A 20729-nucleotide genomic window follows, 5' to 3' on the forward strand; every position below is an offset into this window, starting at 1 on the left:
GAGTATATGAAATTGACTAAGAAGACTAGAGATAATTTTATAACATACGGAATCGTGATAGCTTCATACATTGTGTTCCAGACTTTGGCATCCACAGGGAATCTTTCAAGCCACATGAAAGGCCTTCTGGTTCCTATGACATACTATGCGGTAATTGCAGTTGCGCTTAATCTTTGCGTGGGAATACTTGGAGAACTTAGTATCGGACATTGCGGATTTATGTGTATAGGAGCTTTTACCAGCGCATTCTTTTCCAAGGTTACGGAAGAGGGGATTCCGACAGTGCCAAGATTTATTCTGGCTTTTGTAATAGGTATCGCGATGGCGGCCCTGTTCGGATTTCTCATTGGTATTCCTGTTCTGAGACTTAAGGGTGACTATCTTGCAATCGTAACTCTTGCTTTTGGCGAGATCATCAAAAACGTTATAAATGCCTTTTATATTGGCGTTGACAGTAAGGGAGTTCACTTTTCTCTCAAAAATTCTATGGAGCTTGGACTTGAGCCGGATGGCCAGCTTATAGTTAACGGCGCTATGGGAATTACAGGAACTCCGCACAATTCAAGCTTCACAGTAGGAATTGTAGTGCTTATACTGGCTCTTTTCGTTGTTCAGAACCTTGTTAATTCAAGGGATGGACGTGCCATCATGGCTGTCAGGGATAATTACATTGCAGCAGAGGCAACAGGAATAAATGTTACCAAGTACAAGATGATGGCATTTGTTATTTCTGCAGCAATTGCAGGGGCTGCAGGGGTTCTCTTTTCCCATAATATTACGACACTTACTGCTACGTCCCAGTACTTTGGCTATAATGCTTCCATCATGATTCTGGTATATGTAGTTCTGGGCGGCATCGGCAATATCAGAGGAAGCGTCATAGCGGCATGCATTTTGTATCTGCTTCCTGAGCTTTTGAGAGGCTTTAGTAACTATAGAATGCTGATCTATTCAATTGTTCTTATTGTTATGATGATCTATACCTGGTCACCGGCTGTGATCAACTTTAGAGAGACGGTTTTAAACAGATGGCTTCCATGGAAGAAGCGCGAAATCTAAAAGAAAATTGTAAAGAGGTACCTGAATGGCACTACTTGAAGTTAACAATTTATGCATAGCGTTTGGCGGCTTAAGAGCCGTTGACGATTTTAATCTGAATATTGAAAAAGGTGAGCTTTATGGCCTGATTGGTCCTAATGGCGCGGGAAAAACAACAGTTTTTAATCTGCTGACCGGTGTTTATAAGCCAAACGAAGGGATCATCAGGCTTGATGGAGAGGATATTACCAGAAAATCCACAATCGAGATCAATCACGCAGGAATAGCCAGAACCTTCCAGAACATCAGACTTTTCAAGGATATGTCGGTTCTTGATAATGTTAAGGTTGGACTTACAGAGCGCTTTAAGTACAGCACGATTGAAGGAATTCTTCATCTTGGAAAGTACAGAAAAGTGGAAAAAGAGATGGATCAGGAAGCTGAGAAGCTTCTGAAAGTCTTTGATCTTGACGGGGAAAAAGACACCATGGCTTCAAACCTTCCTTATGGTAAACAGAGAAAGCTTGAAATAGCCAGAGCTATGGCGACAAATCCCAAGCTTTTATTATTGGATGAGCCCGCAGCAGGCATGAATCCTAATGAAACTAAAGAACTGATGGATACTATTGCTCTTGTCCGCAGGGAGTTTGATATGACAATCCTCTTGATCGAGCATGATATGAAGCTGGTATCAGGAATCTGTGAAAAGCTTACGGTTCTTAACTTTGGACGAGTTCTGTGTCAGGGAAGTACGAAGGAAGTACTGAGTAACCCGGAAGTTATCAAAGCTTATCTTGGAGAGTGAGAAACGACCGCAAGCGACATTTTTATGAGTGGTCAAATACTTTTTTGAATGAGGTAGTAAATGTCAGCATTACTTGAAGTAGAAAACTTAAGTGTATATTATGGCGTGATCCAGGCTCTGAAAGGGATCTCTTTTCACGTTGATAAAGGGGAAGTTGTGGCACTTATTGGCGCTAACGGCGCAGGCAAAACAACCACGCTCCATACCCTGTCTGGTCTGATAAGTGCAGATAAGGGTGATATCATTTATAAAGGACAGAATCTCAGAAAAATAGCCAATCACAAAATAGTCAGTCTTGGAATGGCGCAGGTTCCCGAAGGAAGACGCGTATTTGCCGAGATGACTGTTCTGCAGAATCTTAAGATGGGAGCCTATACCAGAAGGGATAAGGCTGAGATAGAGGAAACTCTTCAGATGATCTACAAGAGATTTCCAAGGCTTGAGGAGAGAAAGAGTCAGCTAGCGGGAACTCTTTCAGGTGGCGAGCAGCAGATGCTGGCTATGGGAAGGGCGCTTATGTCTCATCCTGACATTATACTCATGGATGAACCCTCGATGGGATTATCGCCGATTTTTGTAAATGAGATTTTTAAGATTATTCAGGACGTCAACAAGGACGGAGTGACAGTACTTCTTGTTGAGCAGAATGCCAAGAAGGCTCTCTCAATTGCTAACAGAGCATATGTACTTGAGACGGGATCCATTGTCAAGGAAGGTCCGGCCAGCGAACTTTTAAATGATGAATCTATAAAGAAAGCTTATCTTGGAGAGTAGAGCACTTGATGAGGTAGTTTCGAATCTAGTGCGAACCTTGGGTGAACACTTAGCGAGGTATTTACGAGCTTAGTGAGAATCCCAGAGTAGGAGGAAATATGAAGAAGATCACAATTACAATTGCACGTCAGTACGGAAGCGGCGGTAGAACAGTTGGAATCAGACTGGCCAATGAGCTGGGGATCCACTACTATGATAAGGAACTGACCAAAATTGCATCAGAACAAAGCGGGATTTCTGAGAGTCTTTTTCTGGATACGGATGAGAAATTCAGGAAAAAAGGCTTTCTCAAGACACCAATTCATGTCTACAATTCGGAGATCATAGGCCCTGACAGCCCTGACTATACATCACCTGACAACTTATTTAATCTTCAGGCCAAATGTATCAAGGAACTGGCTGAGAATGAGCCCTGCGTAATAGTGGGAAGGTGTGCAGATTTTGTACTCAAGGATTATGACAATGTGCTGAGCGTCTTTGTACATGCGCCTCATGATTTCCTCATGGAGCAGGCCGGCAAGGTTCAGCCTCTTAAGGGAAAAGAGCTTGAGAAATTCTGCGCAAGAGAGGATAAATTCCGCGCAGATTATTACAAGCACCACACAGGGCATGACTGGACAGATGCTATGAACTACGACCTGTGCCTTGACTCTGGTAAGCTTGGCTTTGATAAATGCGTAGAAGCTATCAAGGCTCACGCAAGAGTAAGATTTGGGGAAGATGTGTTTGATTGATATAGGTGTCAAAAGAAAACAGGTGCATTGGCAAGATGCACCTGTTTTTAGGTAGGAGATTTTTATGACTATTGTATGTCATATGTAATTAACGCCTTGGCTTGACGTTTTTTACAAGTTAGCTTTTGCTAACAAAATCATATTAGCATATGCTAACAGATTGTGCAAGCCTTATTTTCAAATTTATTTTTTTAAGATATAATAAGCTTTGGTTTGTGCTACAAATAAGTGTGCAGATCATAGCAAATATATGGCGATGGGTACTGATTATGGCAAATGAAAAGTTTATTTTAATAGATGGAAGTTCCATGCTGGTGACAAATTACTACGGCAATCTTCCCAAGGCACTTCTATTTGAGAAGGATCCTGAGAAAAAGGAAAAGTTATATTCTCAGATCCTGCACAATGACAAAGGGCAGTATACAAATGCCATTTATGGAATGATGCGTACGATTCTCAAGATCATTGCTGAGCAGAAGCCTACACACATGATGTTTGCTTTTGATATGACAAGAGATACCTTTAGAAGAGAGAAATATCCTGACTACAAGGGAAATCGTGGAGAGACTCCCGAGCCTCTTAAGGAGCAGTTCGAGAACATGGAGAAGCTTCTTTTAGAGATGGGATTTCAGGTGTTTTTTGACAATAAGTTCGAGGCTGATGATATCGTAGGAAGTGTGGTTACCAAATTTGAAAAAGAGATTCCTTCTTTTATCATTACCAAGGACCATGATTATCTGCAGCTTGTAAGTGACTATACCAGAGTATGGCTTATTCAGACCAAGCAGGAAACAGCTGATGAGCTTTTAAATAAATATGGCGCAGAATACGGCTGGAACAGTAAGCTTGCAGCGATTCCGGACAAGGCTTTTGAAGTAACACCGCCTCTTTGCCTGTCCGAATATGGTGTTAAGCCTGAGCAGATTCCTGACCTTAAGGGAATTCAGGGAGATACAAGTGATAATATTCCGGGAGTCAAGGGAGTCAGCAGTGCTGCGATACCTCTTTTGGCTGAATATGGAACTATTGAGAAGATTTATGAAGCTATTGATGAGTGCGGCGGTGATGCCAAGGCGCTCAAGGCGCTTGGAGCACACTGGAAAGAGGATCTTGGAATTTCCAGAAGCCCTATGAAGGCACTTACCGAATACAGAGATATGGCTTTTTTGTCCAAAGAGCTTGCTCAGATCAGAAGAGATTATGATACCGGCAAGACTTTGGAAGATTTCAGGATCAATATTAACAAGGATAGAGCCAAAGAGCTCTTTCTTGAATATGGCTTCAAGTCACTAATTGAGAAGCTGTGACGATCCTCAAACAGATATTTGAAAGAGAAATGGATTATGCGTAATTATTACCACACAATCATTATTAATATCTTCAGGATTATTTACTATGTCCTGAAATCCAGAATCTGGATCAGACACAAGGATAAACATAGCGAGGAAGCTCGTTACAAGCTTGCTAACGAGATGGTTACCAAGATGAACAGGTCATCCGGTTATAAGACTATTGGCTATGGACTTGAAAACCTGCCCAAGGAAGGCGGATATATGCTGTATCCCAACCATCAGGGCAAGTATGACGTGCTTGGAATTTTTAATACTCATGAAAAGCCTTTGTCCTTTATCATGGATGAAAAGAGATCCCACATTATTCTGGTCAGAGAGTTTCTTGATCTTGTGGATGGCAAGAGACTTGAGATGGATAATCCCAGACAGACTATAGAAGTTTTCCGTGAAATGGCAGAGGAACTCCAAAGTGGCAGGAAGTTTATTCTATTCCCTGAAGGCGGATACAAAGAGAATAACAACAATGTTGTTGAAAGCTTCAAGCCGGGAAGCTTTAAGCTTGCCAAGATGTCCAAAGTCCCGATCGTTCCTGTGGCTCTTGTTGATTCTTACAAGGTTTACAACAGTGATGAACACTATGGCCCTGTTACCACATACGTTTATTATTTGGAGCCTATAATGTATGAAGAGTACAAGGATCTTAAGACCCAGGAAATAGCACGAATAGTAGAAAAAAGAATTAAAGATAAAATTGCAGAGCACCTTGCTAAACAGTAAGGCGCTCTTTCTTTTTTATTATAAAATCAGAAATTGTGCCTGGGTGGCGCACCCTATAATTTACAGACAGGTCATAACTGCTTTTACCACGAAGGTATCGCCCTCGAGGGTGAAGTTTGCAACGCCGCTGTATTTATTTGCAATTGCGCGTATTTGTGCGGTTCCGATGCCGCTTTGTACTACCTTGGTGCTGATAGGCATTCCGTCCTTGTTAAAAGAAATCTTTTCAGGGCAGTAGTTTTTGGTCTGAAGCCTTAACTTGCGTCCGTCATAGGAAATATCAACAGAAATAAATCTCTTGTTTACAGGAGCTTTTTCCTGGGATTCAAGAGCGTTTTCAAGAGCGTTTGCAAGAAGACTAGTAAGCTCTATTTCTTCCATAGCAAAGCGCTCGGGGACATTTGCCTTGGCGCGGAGCTTGAAACCGTGTTTCTGGCACCTTGAGGAGTAGATTGTCAGGAGTTCATTTACTACCTTGTTGTCACAAAAAGATACAACAGTGACCTGCTCTAGCATTGAATCTAATTCTCGCAGGTATTCCTTGGCCTTGTCATATTCGCCGTCATTGATAAAACCCAGTAAAACTCTGTTGAAATGTCTGATGTCGTGTTTATATTTTCTGATCGTGAGTTCGTTACTTTCATAAATTGACAGCTGCTCGCGGAGGCGTTTGGTACGCTCGGCTTGGAAATAAGCTATCTTTTCATCAGATATCTTTTTCTCAATCTGATAGAAAGTAAGCTCATATTCCATAATGGCGGCTGATAGCATTACTACAATATAAATAATAGGAAACCAGTCGATCATGTTCTGCCCATAAGGTTGAAGGTAGCCAATCAATCTGGTATCAAACAGCAAAAGACTTAATAACAGGCCGCTGAGAGCGCTTATTGATCCGTACACGACTCCTGCCACGTAGTTAGTGATAAAGGGCAGGATCAGGATGAAGAGCCAATAGGCGTCCATTCCAATTGTCCAGTCAACTTCCATGATCAGATGGAAAAAGAGAATGATGCAGACTCCAAAGGAACAATAGATAGTGAGCATTGTGTGCCTGTGTGCCTTTTTTAGCAGCAGGATAACGCAGAACATAAACATCGCGATACTGATGTTGGTAACTTTACCGTGATTGTAATTATCTGAAGTCAGGAAAGTGGCAATGATACTGTAGATGATGAAACCTGTCAGAAGGATCATGGAAGTTTTGCACTTCTGTTCCTTGACAGCAGTGGTGTTCTCGAATTCTACAAGCTGCTTGAGACTATAACGAAATTTGGTGTTCAGATCAAAAAGAGAAAAATTGATATTCATGGCCTGCTCCTAGGATGTGAGTTATATCATATGTTATAATTATACATGAAAAAACGTTTACGGTCATTGCGTAATATGATCAGAGAAGGGGCTGTATGAATAAAATTCTATTAATCTACGCTGCTGTTATTTTCATAGGTGGTGTGATTCTTTTTACATATGCGCAATTACAAAAGGATAAAGAGGTTGAGGAACCTGAGACTAACAAATGGATGAGGATCCTGTCAATCGTAGTGATCGCTTTGGCTGCTATGTGCCTTCTCATCAGCAGAATGGCTGCATAAGCATCAAATTGCAAGAAGTCTGAAAATAGACAAATAAAGTGGTAAAAATCAAATTTTGCACATTTTTATCAATAAAAATTCACACTTTTATCAAAAAAGAGTTATAATATATCCAAACAATTTTATGAGGAGGAAATAAGATGGCAGCTAAGGTTAACGCCAAGATCGAGCTTCAGTTCGGTGACAAGGCAATAAACGAAGAGCAGCTTGTTTCCATGGCTAAGAATGCATACGGTAAAAAGGACGTTAAGAACCTTGATATCTATGTTAAGCCAGAGGAGTGCAAGGCTTACTACGTTGTTAACAATGATGTCACAGGCAGCTTTGATCTTTGATCACGGCGTGGGGACACAAACATTGAAATGACGACTAAGAGGACGAGTAGATTATAGATGATCTGCTCGTCTTTTCTTTTTGAATTTTTCAAAGGCTTGCTGGCGGCGTTCTTTAATTGTATTGACGGGCATGGTATAATAATATGTCGAATTATGTATAATTAGCTTTATTATATTTTGTGCGTACGGAGCTTGATTTTGTGAGTAGACAGAACACAACTGATATAGATAGAAAACTAAATATAGCAATGCTGGGGCATAAGAGAATTCCTTCAAGAGAAGGCGGCGTGGAAGTCGTTGTTGAGGAATTATCTGTCAGGATGGCCGGCAGAGGACATAAGGTCACCTGCATTAACAGAAGCGGTCATCACGTGGCCGGGGAAGAGTATGATGCCTATGTTGGGAATATCTACAAAGGCGTTCGCCTTAAGAATGTACCAACCATTAATTTAAAAGGTTTTGCAGCAGCTACATCATCCTTTTTTGGAGCACTTATTGCTGCTTTTGGAAGGTATGATGTTGTTCATTTCCATGCCGAGGGACCATGTGCTACCATGTGGATTCCCAAGCTCATGGGTAAAAGATGTATCGCGACAATCCACGGTCTTGACCATAAACGTCAGAAATGGGGATATTTTGCGAGCAGATATATCATGAAAGGCGAGATACGTGCTGTCAAAATGGCAGATGAGATAATCGTTCTTAGCCAGAGTGCTCAGCAGTATTTTAAGGATACCTATGGAAGAGATACAGTGCTCATTCCAAATGGTGTCAACAGACCGGAGGTTCATAAGCCTCAGCTTATAAGTGATAAATACGGACTTGGCAAGGATGACTACATTCTTTTCCTTGGCAGACTGGTTCCGGAAAAGGGAATTGAATACCTCATCAAGGCATTTAAAGACCTTAATACCAACAAGAAGCTTGTGATTGCAGGCGGCAGCAGCGATTCTCTGGAATTTGAGGAGAACATGAAGAATCTGGCAGCTTCTGATGACAGGATCATTTTTACCGGATTTGTACAGGGAAGAGTCCTCTCGGAATTACTGAGTAACTGTTATCTGTATGTACTTCCGTCAGACCTTGAGGGAATGCCACTCACTCTTTTGGAAGCAATGAGTTACGGACAGTGTTGTCTTGTTTCAGATATCCCTGAATGTGCGGATGTTATCGGTGACAAGGCACTGACCTTCCACAAGGGAGATGTACAGGACCTCAAGTCCAAGATGCAGAACCTCTTGGCTAATCCGGCAATTGTTGATAAATACAGAAGTGCAGCCTCGGACTATGTTTGTGATAAATACAATTGGGACCGCGTAGTTGATGAGACTCTAAGGCTCTATATGAAGGAATAAAATCTGTTACGAAGATGATAAAAAGGTATATTCATAAACAAGATTTTTGGCTGATAATGAATACCATAGAGACATAAAAATTAAGAGACTACTAAGAGACTACAAGGAATAGCCTCTTGCAGATAGAAAGAAGGAAACATCATGGAAAAAGAAAAACTTGCGATACATGGCGGTAAGCCTGTTAGAGAAAATAAGATTTTTTACGGACGTCAGTGGATACAGGATGACGACGTGCAGGCAATTGCAGCAGTCCTTAAGGGTGACTATATCACTTGCGGACCATCTGTAGATGCCGTTGAAAAGAAGATTTCAGAAGTTACAGGTGCTAAGTATACTGTAGTTGTTGCCAATGGCACAGCAGCTCTTCACTGCGCAGCAATTGCAGCTGGACTTGGTGAGGGAGATGAAGTTATCACAACACCTCTTACTTTTGCTGCTTCTGCTAACTGTGCTGTATATGTTGGTGCAAGACCTGTTTTTGCTGATGTTAATCCTGAAACCTATAACATTGATCCAGACAGCATTGAGGCACATATCACAGACAAGACAAGAGCAGTAGTTGCTGTTGATTTTACAGGTCAGGCTGTTGAGCACGACAGGATCCGCGAGATCTGCAAGAAGCATAATCTCGTATATATCTGCGATGCAGCACATGCTATCGGAACCAGATACAAGGGTCAGCCTGAAGGTTCTATCGCTGATATGACATGCTTTAGCTTCCACCCTGTTAAGACTATTACTTCCGGTGAGGGCGGCGCTATTACTACTAATGATCCTGAGCTTTACAAAAAGCTCCGTCTTGCGTCACAGCACGGTATTGTCCGTAACCCTGATGATTTCGTTGAGAAGAATCCTGAGGGAATCTGGTACTACGAGATGCAGACACTTGGATATAACTATAGAATGACAGACTTCCAGGCTGCTCTTCTCTCAAGCCAGCTTAATAAGCTTGAGCAGTTCTCAAACAGAAGAAAAGAGATTGTTAACAAATATAATGAAGCCTTCAAGGATGTACCTGAGATCATCGTTCAGAAAGAGATTCCTGAATCTGATACAACAAGACATCTTTATATCATTCAGCTTGATCTTGATAAGCTCACATGTACAAGACGCGAGTTCTTTGACGCCATGAGTGCGGAGAATGTTCAGTGCCAGGTTCACTATGTGCCTGTTTACTGGTTCCCGTTCTATCAGAACATGGGCTACACAAAGGGACTTTGTCCTAACGCTGAGAAGATTTACAAGGGAATCATGAGTATTCCTCTTTATCCAATGCTTACAGATGAGGATGTCGAATCTTCTATCGCAGCAGTCAAGAAGATCGTGAACTGGTATCGTAAATAATTATGCTAAAACATATTTTTACTCACTTCTCCGTGTCGTGATTTTCATAATCTCTATCTCAGAAAAATGTCTCATCTCATGTTATTCGAGACAATCGACATTTTTCTGATCTTTCGATTTGAAAATCATCTTCCGTGTGCGAATGATTCGTAAAAATATGTCCTTTAGCAAAAATATTTAGATATAGTTTACAATAGGCGTTTTTTTGAAATGGGAGATAATATGTCTAATTTTGTAGGGTTTAAGAATAATGGCAAATTGAAATTATTGATTATAGTGGGAACAAGACCTGAGATAATCAGGCTTGCGGCAGTTATCAAGAAGTGCAGGAAGTATTTTGACGTTGTTCTGGCACATACAGGACAGAACTATGATTATAACTTAAATGGAATTTTCTTTAGAGATTTAGAGCTTGATGAGCCTGAGGTTTACCTTGATGCTGTAGGCGATGACCTCGGTGCAACAATGGGCAATATCATAGACAAGAGTTATAAGCTGATGGTAGAGTGTAGGCCTGATGCAGTGCTTGTTCTTGGTGATACCAACAGTTGTTTGTCAGTTATAGGAGCTAAGCGTCTTCATATACCTATTTTCCATATGGAGGCAGGCAATCGCTGCAAGGACGAGTGTCTTCCTGAAGAGACTAACCGCAGGATCGTAGATATTATCTCTGATGTCAACATGGCATATTCTGAGCATGCCAGAAGATACCTTGCAGATTGCGGACTTCCCAAGGAGAGAACCTTTGTTACAGGATCACCTATGGCAGAAGTTCTTCATGATAATCTTGATAAGATCAAGGCTAGTGACGTTCACGCAAGACTTAGCAAAGAGACAGGCGTTAATATCGAGCCTCATAAATATATCCTTCTCTCAGCTCATAGAGAGGAGAACATCGATACTGAAGAGAATTTCACATCTCTTTTCACAGCAATTAATAAGATGGCGGAAAAATATGATATGCCAATCCTCTATTCATGCCACCCAAGGAGCAGGAAGAGAATTGAAGCTTCTGAGTTTGAGCTTGATAAGAGGGTTATAAGGCATGAGCCGCTTGGATTCCATGATTATAACTGCCTTCAGATGAATGCTTATGCAGTTGTTTCTGACTCAGGAACACTTCCTGAAGAGAGCAGTTTCTTTTTGAGTGTGGGAAATCCATTCCCTGCAGTTTGTATCAGGACCAGTACGGAGAGACCTGAAGCTATGGATAAGGGTAACTTCATTCTGGCAGGTATCACTGAGGAGAGCCTTCTTCAGGCGGTTGATACAGCTGTATCAATGAACGAGAACGGGGATTATGGTATTCCAGTTCCTGATTATGTTGATGAAAATGTTTCAGACAAGGTTGTTAAGATAATCCAGAGCTTTACCGGAGTTGTCAACAAAATGGTCTGGAGAAAGAGCTGATTAGCTGATGATTAGTATGATAAAAAATCTGGATATGAACAGACAGGGGGATTCATGGGGCAGATTCATTTAAAAAATAAATATGTCTACAGATGGGTTTGCATGGTCGTCTTATCGCTTATTGCTACCGGGATGTTCATCTGGGTGTGGATAGGATTTGTAAGGTATAACAACCAGACAGGAAGCCTTATGGGTAAGGGTAACCTGCTCATGTCCTTTGGCATCTATTTCCTTTTGTATCACATAATTGGCAAGGCACTCAAGGCCTTCAGGATTGGTGTTGACAGAAAGGCTAATCTCCTTGCAAGTCAGGTGCTGACAGTGTTTAGCGTTGACGCAGTTGAAGTTCTGGTGTCCTGTGCTATTACCGGACAGTTCAGATTCTTCCCGGATTTCTTGTGGAGATATGTACTATTGGCGCTTGTTCAGTCGATACTGCTGTGTTTATTGGTAATACCTCTGGTTGACCTGTACAGGCACTTTTTCAAGGCACATCAGATTCTGGAAGTATATCAGGAAGCCTCTTATGAGAAGCTTCACTTTATGAATGACAGACCTGATAAGTTCCACATCAAGGACATTATCAATATCAATGAGGGACTTGATAAGATTTTTGACAAGATGGAAGACTATGATGCAGTTCTCATCAATGACATTCCATCGGAGATCAAGAACGATATCCTCAAGGAATGCTTTAACAGAAATAAGAGAGTTTATTTTACTCCTAAGATTTCAGACATTATCGGCAAGAATTCAGAAGAGATAAACCTCTTTGATACACCGCTTTACCTTTGCAGAAATTCAGGCCTGACTTTTGCACAGTCTTTTGTAAAAAGAGTTTGTGATATTGTCTTTTCCCTGATTGGAATAATAATTACAAGCCCGATACTCTTAGTGACAGCGCTTGCTATTAAGCTTGAAGATGGCGGTCCTGTATTTTTCAGGCAGGAAAGAGCTACACTTGGCGGTAGGGAATTTAGTATTCTCAAGTTCAGATCGATGATAGTTGACGCTGAAAAGGATGGAAGACCACATCCCGCCGGAGAAAAGGATCCACGAATTACCAAGGTTGGTAACTTTATCAGGGCTACCAGAATAGACGAGCTTCCACAGCTTATCAATATATTAAAGGGCGATATGTCGATAGTTGGCCCAAGGCCGGAGCGACTTGAGCATGTGCACAAATACTGCGAGGAGATTCCTGAGTTTAGTTACAGACTTAAAGTTAAGGGCGGACTTACAGGTCCTGCGCAGGTTTTTGGTAAATACAACACAAGCCCTCTTAATAAACTTAAGATGGACCTGTACTATATTACAAATTATTCACTTCTTCTGGATTTACAGATTCTCTTTGAAACTGTCAAGATACTGGTTCAGAAAGAGAGTACCGAAGGCTTTTCCGAGGAAAGGGCTGAGGAGATGCATGACGCGGCAGTTTTGGAGGAAAGAACTGAGGAGATGCATGATTCGGCAACTTTAGAAGAAAGTGTTGAAGAGAAGCATAATTAACAAATAATAGAGTAAGAAAATGCTTGATTAAGTTGATAATGAGTGAGTAAATAATCAAGTCAGATATTATTTAGTAAGAAAAGATATATGTAAATAAATTAGTAGTTGAATTTGCAGATAGGAGATAAAAAAATGAGCGAATTTAAGGATAAAACACTTCTAATTACAGGTGGAACAGGAAGTTTTGGACACTGCGTACTTGACCACTTCCTTGACAGTGACCTCAAGGAGATTAGAATCTTTTCAAGAGATGAGAAGAAGCAGGACGATATGAGACATGAGCTTCAGGCTTTTCATCCTGAGCATTATAGCAAGGTTAAGTTCTTTATCGGTGATGTTAGAAATATTCAGAGTCTCAGAGATTGTATGCCTGGAGTTGACTATATCTTCCACGCAGCAGCTCTTAAGGAGGTTCCAAGCTGCGAATTCTTCCCTATGGAAGCTGTACGTACCAATATTGAGGGTACAGACAATTTGATCCATGCAGCTGTTGAGAATGGTGTTAAGCATGTTATATGTCTTTCAACAGATAAGGCTGCTTATCCTATTAATTCAATGGGTATTTCCAAGGCTATGATGGAGCACATCGTATATGCTAATGCCAGAATGGCGGCTGAAAGAGGAACAATCCTCAACTGCACAAGATACGGAAATGTTATGTGCTCAAGAGGCTCTGTAATTCCGCTCTTTATTAACCAGATAAAGAACGGACACCCTATTACTATTACTGACCCTAACATGACAAGATTTATGATGAACCTTGATGAGGCTGTTGATCTTGTTATGTTCGCATTTACTCATGGTAATCCTGGAGATCTTTTTGTTCAGAAGGCTGATGCTTCTACAATCGGAGATCTTGCTACAGCTGTTCAGCAGCTCTTTGGCGAGACTGATACCAAGATAATCGGTTCAAGACATGGCGAGAAGCTTTATGAGACACTTCTTACCAAGGAAGAGAGACTCCGCTCAGAGGATATGGGCAATTACTACAGAGTAGTTGCTGATGCAAGAGATCTTAACTATGACAAGTTCTATGTAGAGGGAGAAGTTCAGACAGCAGCCAAGGAGGCTTATACCAGCCACAATACTACAAGACTTGATGTTGAGGGCACAGTTAAAAAGCTCCTTTCTACAACTTACGTTCAGGAAGAGCTTGCTGCAATGGGTAAATAAAGACGACAAGCGAAGTGGGATTCGATTAGCCACAAGTAGTTATAAAAGGCGATTGCGGCTAAGGGAAAAACGAGTAGCGTCGAGCTCGATTAGCCGCAAGTAGTTATAAAAGGTGATTGCGGCTAAAGAAAGAGTGAGTAGCAGTGGAGCTCGATTAGCCGCAAGTAGTTATAAAAGGTGATTGCGGCTAAAGAAAGAGTGAGTAGTAGTGAAATTCGATTAGCCGCAAGAGGAAAATGAGTAATTTGCGGCTAACTATGTGGATATAACAAGAGACGATGACGGATACAAGCGCAGTTGGGATAGATAAAGTGAATAATGATGGAAATAGATCGCTGCGTATCCTTGTGGTTACAGAGTGCTTCTGGCCGGATATATATGCAATCAATGATATAGTTGAGAAATTGGTTAAGCGAGGTCATAGGGTAACAGTTCTAACTGGACTTCCGGATTACACCACTACTGAGATTCCGCCTGAGTACAGACATGGGCAGAACAGGCACCAGAACTACAAGGGTGCTGATGTTTACAGGGTTCAGACAATTGCAAGGCACCATGGACCAATCTGGAGGAGCCTTAGCTATCTGTCATTTGTTGTAGCAGGCTGGATGAGAGCTAAGACTCAGGACTGGAAGCATACAGAGGTATGGGGGAATTCTGAAAACCAAGAAAAAAGAATTGGCAATACATCGAACCAGTCAGATATAGACAATAGTAGTTATGTTGAGACTAGAAGTAATGGATCTAGTGATATAGATGATGCAGACTTTGATGTGATATATGTGTGGGAGGTATCTCCGGTGACTATGGCAGTTCCGGCGATCGCCCTTAAAAAGAGGTACAAAAAGCCTCTTTTCCTGTATTGTATGGATATTTGGCCTGAGTGTGTCAAAGCTATGAGTATCAAGGAAGGAACACTTCCTTACAAGCTCATTCATTGGTGGACCAAGAGAATATACAGACAGTGCGATCACATCGCAGTTTCTTCCAAGCCATTCTTCCAGTACATGGAGGAAAAGAATGGAATAAAAAGGGACAAGATGAGCTATCTGCCCCAGTATGCAGATGTGGGGCTGTTGGAGCTTGATACGAGTAAGATTAGTAATCAGAATGTGACTAATACTAGTTCTGAATCTAATGATAATGCAGATGATTTAGTTGGAAATGACGGAATAAATCATACAGACTTTCTCTTTATTGGTAACATAGGAAAAGCTCAAAATCTGGACTGCCTGATGAAAGCCATGACCGTGTTCAAGGGACGGACAGATGTACGTCTTCATATGGTAGGTGGCGGCTCAGAATTTGAGAATATTCAGAAGCTGGCACAGGACCTTGGAATAGGCGATATCGTTACCTTCTATGGACCTAAGCCATTTAAAGAAGCAGTAGCTTATTACAACAAGGCTGATGCCTGTGTTCTGACACTGGATGGTTCAACTCACATCGGAGATACACTTCCAGGTAAGCTTCAGACCTACATGGCAGCAGGTAAGACAATTCTGGCGGCGGCTAATGGCGCAGCCATGGACATCATAAAAGAGGCAGAGTGTGGCAAGTGCGTTGCAGCAGGAGATGACAAGGCTTATGGACAGGCGCTTCTGGACTTTGCAGATTATAAAGAAAAGTACTCTGATTGCGGCGAAAAGGCTCGCAAGTATTTCAGAGAGAATTTCATGGAAGAGCAGCATTTTGTGGAACTCGAAAGACTTCTCAATATGATGACAGATAGACATTGAATTTGAATGAGTAATGTAAGAATTGATGATATCTTGAAGTTGATTACGGAAACCGCACTAGTAGCGGATGTCGTGAGAATTTGATTCGAGAAAAGATAATAATGATACAAGGAGTTCAGAATGAAAATCTTAGTAACAGGAGCTAAGGGATTCGTTGGACGAAACCTGGTTGAGAATCTCAAAAATGTCAGAGATGGCAAGAACCGTACCAGGCCAGATCTGACAATAGATGAGATATACGAATATGACATAGATACTGATCCTGATCTGTTACAGGACTACTGCAGAAATGCAGATTTTGTTTTCCATCTTGCAGGTGTCAACAGACCTAAGGATCCTAAAGAGTACATGGACGGAAACTTTGGATTTTCAAGTGTACTTCTTAATACATTAAAGGAATGCAAAAACACAGCACCTGTTATGCTCTCATCATCAATTCAGGCTTCACTTACAGGAAGATTTGCAGGTTCTGAATATGGTAAATCCAAGCTTGCGGGTGAGGAACTGTTTTTCAAATATGGTGAAGAGACAGGGGCAAAGGTGCTTGTATACCGTTTCCCTAACCTTTTTGGAAAGTGGTGCAGACCTAATTACAACTCTGCTGTAGCTACATTTTGTAACAACATAGCAAATGGCCTTCCTATTCAGGTTAATGACCCGAGTACAGAATTGGAACTTGTATATATCGACGATCTTGTAGAAGAGATGCTTGATGCACTTGAGAACAAAGAGCATTACATGACAGATGTATTATTAAACGCAAGCGAAGAGACAAGTGATTACGGCGATGGTAAAAGATATTGCTGCGTTCCGGTTTATCACAGGGCTACTCTTGGAGAGATAGTTAATCTTCTTCATACTTTTGAGGAAGTTCCCAAAACTCTTATTGTACCTGAGATTCCAGACGGCTCTTTTGCCAAGAAATTGTATTCAACATACCTTTCATATCTGCCAAAAGAGAAGATGATCTTTGATATTCCTACACATGAGGATGACAGAGGCTCTTTTACCGAGATTTACAAGTCACTTAACTGTGGACAGATCAGCATAAATGTATCAAAACCCGGTGTGATCAAGGGCCAGCATTGGCACAACTCCAAATGGGAGATATTCATTGTAGTATCGGGAAGAGCTCTTATACAGGAGAGGAAGCTTGGAATAGATCCTGAGACGGGCAAAGAGTATCCGGTTATAAACTTCGAGGTATCGGGTGACAAGCTTCAGGCGGTTCAGATGCTTCCCGGATATACTCACAATATTATAAACCTCTCAGATACAGAAAACCTCGTAACTGTTATGTGGGCAAATGAAATTTTTGATGGGAATAAGCCTGAGACATACAGGGAGATTGTCGAGTAACACTCTGTATTAGTGGTTGAGATACAGGGGGAACATAATAGTTAAGGGGAATCAGAAAAGGAGTGTATTATGTTCACAAGGAAAACAAAGGAAGATAAGCCGGTTGTGGCTATCTGCTACGATTTTGATAAAACTCTTTCGCCTAATGATATGCAGGCTCAGGGGTACATACAGTCTGTAGGCTATGATGTTGATGAATTCTGGAAGGATTCCAACAGCGTTGCTTTTGCAAATGAGATGGACCAGAATCTTGCTTACATGTACAAGATGCTTGATGAAGCAAGGGGAAAATTTGTATTCAACAAGCAGGCACTTATGGACTATGGTTCTAAGGTTGAGCTCTTTAAGGGTGTTGAGGAGTGGTTTGACAGAATTCGTCAGTACGGCGCAGATAACGGTGTAATTGTTGAGCATTACATCATTTCTTCAGGCCTTAAGGAGATGATCGAGGGAACCTCAATTGCCAAGAAGGGCGTGTTTGAGCAGATCTACGCAAACAGCTTTTATTATGATAACAGGGGCGAGGTTAAGTGGCCGGCTCAGGTTGTCAACTACACCAACAAGACTCAGTTCCTCTTTAGAATTGAGAAGGGGGTCTTAAATCCAAATGATCCAATGGTCAACGATTACATTCCTCTTGAGGAAGTAAGAATTCCATTTAGAAATATGATCTACATTGGCGACAGTGATACGGATGTGCCATGCATGAGACTTGTAAATGCTTATGGCGGTCATTCTATCGGAGTTTATAACTCAGAGACAGGTGATAAGACCAAGGTTTACAAGATGATGCAGGAAGACAGGATCAGATTTTTTGCTCCTGCTGATTATACAGACGGAAGCGAGCTTGACTGCCTGGTTAAGGCAATCATCGACAGAACACAGGCTAATGAGAAACTTCACGATATTCATAACAAGATGAAGAGAGAGTATCTTGAGGCTGAGAAACACAAAAACTGATTTGATTCACAGATTGGGAAACAGGCGTGAGCAAATTACTGATAGTAAATTCTGTTCTGGGCTTTGGCTCAACAGGCAAAATAGTCATGAACATAGCCAGGGAATACGAACAGAAGGGCTACGAGGTTAAGGTAGCATTTGGCAGGATCATGAAGCAGGCGGCAACGTCATCAGATGGCAAAAGAGCTGCTTTGTACGGAAATATGGGCGTGCGTATCGGAAACGATATGGACGTCTATTGTCATGGAATTCTTTCAAGGATCACAGATAAACACGGGCTTTATTCCAGGATGTCCACCAGGAAGTTCCTGAAATGGGCAAGTGAGTATGATCCGGACGTTTTGTGGATGCACAATATCCACGGCTACTATATCAACTATGAGATGTTGTTTGACTGGATCAAATCAAGGCCACAGATGAAGGTCAAGTGGACACTGCATGACTGCTGGTCTTTTACCGGGCACTGTGCACACTTTGCTTATGTTAAGTGTGATAAATGGAAAGAAGGGTGCCATGACTGCCCACAGCGTGCAACATACCCTGCGGCTATAAGGGATAACAGCGTAGGAAACTTTAGGCGTAAAAAAGCAGCTTTTACCGGAGTTTCTGATATGACTCTGATCACTCCATCCGAATGGCTTAAAGATATGGTGAAGCAAAGCTATATGTCAGAGTACCCTGTAGAAGTGAAGTACAACACGATAAATACTGAAGTTTTCAGGCCTGTGGATAACTCTTTTAAAAGGAATCATGGAATAGAGGATAAAAAGATGATCCTGGGAGTTGCCAGTTTCTGGAATGAGAGAAAAGGGTTGGATGATTTTATAGAGCTGGACAAGAAGCTGAGAAGTATTGATGAAAGCGAAAGTACAGACTTGGCATCAGAACAGAATAGTGCACATGGAACGGAAAAAGGTAACAGATCCAAATTCAAGATTGTGCTTGTGGGACTTAGCGAAGCGCAGATGGAAGACCTTAGAAAAAAGGGTTCAGATATATTGGGAATTCCGAGGACTAACAGTGTATCGGAAATCGTAGAGATTTATTCGGCAGCAGATGTGTTTGTTAATCCAACCTACGAGGATACCTTCCCCACTGTCAATATGGAGGCTGAGGCCTGCGGAACACCTGTAATTACATACGACACAGGCGGATGTAGAGAGACGCTTAAGTCGGATAAGAGCATGGTAATTCCACAGAGCGTTGATGAGATAATCGAGGCGCTTGGTAAAATGAATGTTTGAGTATAATGATATTCAGATACTGAGTGGTGTTATGTGATAGTTGGAAATATGATTATTGCAATATAGATTTTGAAGTTATTGGGTACAGAAAGAAGATAAAAATATGAGTTTAGATAACACAATGAAAGTTCCTTTTGTAAGTTTTAAACCTTTGGAAAAAGAGCTTGATGGTGATCTTCGAGTAGCTTTTGAAAGAGTATACGAGAACAGCTGGTATATTGAGGGCAAAGAAGACGAAAAATTTGAAGCTTCATTTGCTGAATATTGTAAGAGCAAGTACTGTGTTGGAGTTGGAAACGGCCTCGACGCCCTGATGCTGGCACTTAAAGCCCTGGGAGTAAAGGAGGGGGATGAAGTAATTGTCCCATCTAATACATATATTGCTACAGCTCTTGCAGTAACTTACGTTGGAGCAACTCCTGTTTTTGTTGAGCCGGACATCAGGACTTTTAACATTGATCCTGCGCGTATTGAGGAAAAGATAACAGACAAAACTGTAGCTATTATGCCTGTACATCTTTATGGACAGGCTTGCGATATGGATCCTATTATGGAAATTGCCGGAAAGCATGACCTGTATGTGGTCGAAGACTGTGCTCAGGCTCATGGGGCTACATACAAGGGCAGGGTTATAGGCTCTTTTGGTAATGCCGCAGGCTTTAGTTTCTATCCGGGCAAGAATCTTGGTGCTCTTGGTGATGCCGGTGCAACAGTCACAAATGATAAAGATCTTGCTGCCAAGATCAGAGCTCTTGGCAATTACGGCTCTGATTATAAGTATCATCACATCTATAAAGGCAACAACTCAAGACTTGATGAGATGCAGGCAGCTTTTTTATCTGCCAAGCTTCCTCATCTTGATAAGGTTAATGTAAACAGACGCAGTATTGCAGATAAGTATCTGAAGGGCATTACAAATCCTGAGGTTATATTGCCTTTTGTACCTGACTATGCAGTTCCGGTGTGGCATATCTTTGGAATCCGCTGCAAGAGAAGGGATGAGCTTGAGAAGTTCCTGAATTACCGCGGAATCACAACTAACAAACACTATCCGATTCCTATGCACCTTCAGGAATGCTACAAGGATCTTGGCTATAAAGAGGGAGATTTCCCTATTGCTGAAGAAATCAGCACAACAGAACTTAGTATTCCTATGTTCTACGGAATGACTGATGAGCAGATTCAATATGTAATTGATACGATCAATGATTTCAAATAATAAATAATACGATTCTGAAACAAGTAGGTAATTCCTATTTGTGAGAGCCAATATATTTTTGGTTAGG

At 41.4% G+C, this 20729-nt stretch carries 19 protein-coding genes; 18 read left to right on the forward strand and 1 reads right to left on the reverse strand.

Features of this window, described 5'->3' with window-relative positions:
- The first annotated feature begins 6 nt into the window (after nt 1–6).
- From BPR_RS01745 to BPR_RS01770, 6 genes are all read left to right on the forward strand, one after another.
- Nucleotides 7–1059 carry a branched-chain amino acid ABC transporter permease gene (locus BPR_RS01745; protein ID WP_013279741.1) on the forward strand — a complete coding sequence of 351 codons (1053 nt, stop codon included), beginning with the start codon at nt 7–9 and terminating at the stop codon, nt 1057–1059.
- 25 nt (nt 1060–1084) lie between these two features.
- Nucleotides 1085–1843 (forward strand): ABC transporter ATP-binding protein, encoded by a 759-nt coding sequence (locus BPR_RS01750; protein ID WP_013279742.1) that lies wholly within the window; start codon nt 1085–1087, stop codon nt 1841–1843.
- 60 nt (nt 1844–1903) lie between these two features.
- Entirely contained in the window at nt 1904–2617 is a 714-nt protein-coding gene (locus tag BPR_RS01755) for an ABC transporter ATP-binding protein (protein ID WP_013279743.1), read from the forward strand.
- Nucleotides 2618–2715: 98 nt separating this feature from the next.
- The gene (locus BPR_RS01760; RefSeq protein WP_013279744.1) at nt 2716–3351 is read left to right on the forward strand and encodes a cytidylate kinase-like family protein; all 636 of its coding nucleotides are present in this window, start codon (nt 2716–2718) and stop codon (nt 3349–3351) included.
- Between the two features lie 269 nt (nt 3352–3620).
- Nucleotides 3621–4658 (forward strand): 5'-3' exonuclease, encoded by a 1038-nt coding sequence (locus BPR_RS01765; RefSeq protein WP_042256350.1) that lies wholly within the window; start codon nt 3621–3623, stop codon nt 4656–4658.
- A 36-nt stretch (nt 4659–4694) separates the two neighbouring features.
- The gene (locus BPR_RS01770; RefSeq protein WP_013279746.1) at nt 4695–5420 is read left to right on the forward strand and encodes a lysophospholipid acyltransferase family protein; all 726 of its coding nucleotides are present in this window, start codon (nt 4695–4697) and stop codon (nt 5418–5420) included.
- Nucleotides 5421–5480: 60 nt separating this feature from the next.
- On the opposite strand, the gene BPR_RS01775 is transcribed toward BPR_RS01770, so the two are convergent.
- A complete protein-coding gene (locus BPR_RS01775) occupies nt 5481–6731 on the reverse strand; it encodes a sensor histidine kinase (RefSeq protein ID WP_013279747.1) in 1251 nt (416 codons plus the stop codon).
- A 95-nt stretch (nt 6732–6826) separates the two neighbouring features.
- Here BPR_RS01775 and BPR_RS01780 point away from each other — a divergent pair, with 95 nt between their 5' ends.
- The 12 genes from BPR_RS01780 to BPR_RS01835 all read left to right on the forward strand — a co-directional run bounded on the left by BPR_RS01780 (nt 6827) and on the right by BPR_RS01835 (nt 20662).
- On the forward strand, nt 6827–7015 hold the full coding sequence (locus BPR_RS01780) for a hypothetical protein (RefSeq protein ID WP_042256352.1): 189 nt from the start codon (nt 6827–6829) through the stop codon (nt 7013–7015).
- Between the two features lie 140 nt (nt 7016–7155).
- Nucleotides 7156–7350, forward strand: coding sequence for a DUF6465 family protein (locus tag BPR_RS01785; protein ID WP_013279748.1), 195 nt, complete (start codon nt 7156–7158; stop codon nt 7348–7350).
- A 200-nt stretch (nt 7351–7550) separates the two neighbouring features.
- On the forward strand, nt 7551–8705 hold the full coding sequence (locus BPR_RS01790) for a glycosyltransferase family 4 protein (protein ID WP_330367332.1): 1155 nt from the start codon (nt 7551–7553) through the stop codon (nt 8703–8705).
- 141 nt (nt 8706–8846) lie between these two features.
- Nucleotides 8847–10049 carry a UDP-4-amino-4,6-dideoxy-N-acetyl-beta-L-altrosamine transaminase gene (pseC, locus tag BPR_RS01795; protein ID WP_013279750.1) on the forward strand — a complete coding sequence of 401 codons (1203 nt, stop codon included), beginning with the start codon at nt 8847–8849 and terminating at the stop codon, nt 10047–10049.
- Between the two features lie 222 nt (nt 10050–10271).
- Complete coding sequence (gene wecB / locus BPR_RS01800; RefSeq protein ID WP_143754246.1) at nt 10272–11459, forward strand: non-hydrolyzing UDP-N-acetylglucosamine 2-epimerase; 1188 nt, start codon at nt 10272–10274, stop codon at nt 11457–11459.
- Nucleotides 11460–11513: 54 nt separating this feature from the next.
- On the forward strand, nt 11514–12968 hold the full coding sequence (locus tag BPR_RS01805) for a sugar transferase (protein WP_013279752.1): 1455 nt from the start codon (nt 11514–11516) through the stop codon (nt 12966–12968).
- A 132-nt stretch (nt 12969–13100) separates the two neighbouring features.
- The gene (locus BPR_RS01810) at nt 13101–14141 is read left to right on the forward strand and encodes a polysaccharide biosynthesis protein (RefSeq protein ID WP_013279753.1); all 1041 of its coding nucleotides are present in this window, start codon (nt 13101–13103) and stop codon (nt 14139–14141) included.
- A gap of 278 nt (nt 14142–14419) precedes the next feature.
- Nucleotides 14420–15880 carry a glycosyltransferase family 4 protein gene (locus BPR_RS01815; protein WP_013279754.1) on the forward strand — a complete coding sequence of 487 codons (1461 nt, stop codon included), beginning with the start codon at nt 14420–14422 and terminating at the stop codon, nt 15878–15880.
- Between the two features lie 120 nt (nt 15881–16000).
- Nucleotides 16001–17239, forward strand: a complete 1239-nt coding sequence (locus BPR_RS01820) for a polysaccharide biosynthesis C-terminal domain-containing protein (protein WP_013279755.1) — start codon at nt 16001–16003, stop codon at nt 17237–17239.
- Between the two features lie 69 nt (nt 17240–17308).
- Nucleotides 17309–18199: an HAD family hydrolase gene (locus tag BPR_RS01825; RefSeq protein ID WP_013279756.1), complete on the forward strand. Its 891-nt coding sequence runs from the start codon at nt 17309–17311 to the stop codon at nt 18197–18199.
- A 26-nt stretch (nt 18200–18225) separates the two neighbouring features.
- Entirely contained in the window at nt 18226–19443 is a 1218-nt protein-coding gene (locus tag BPR_RS01830; protein ID WP_013279757.1) for a glycosyltransferase, read from the forward strand.
- A gap of 103 nt (nt 19444–19546) precedes the next feature.
- Nucleotides 19547–20662, forward strand: coding sequence for a DegT/DnrJ/EryC1/StrS family aminotransferase (locus BPR_RS01835; RefSeq protein WP_013279758.1), 1116 nt, complete (start codon nt 19547–19549; stop codon nt 20660–20662).
- Nucleotides 20663–20729: the final 67 nt, after the last annotated feature.

Source organism: Butyrivibrio proteoclasticus B316 (genome assembly GCF_000145035.1).
In the GTDB taxonomy this organism is placed as follows: Bacteria; Bacillota; Clostridia; order Lachnospirales; family Lachnospiraceae; genus Butyrivibrio; species Butyrivibrio proteoclasticus.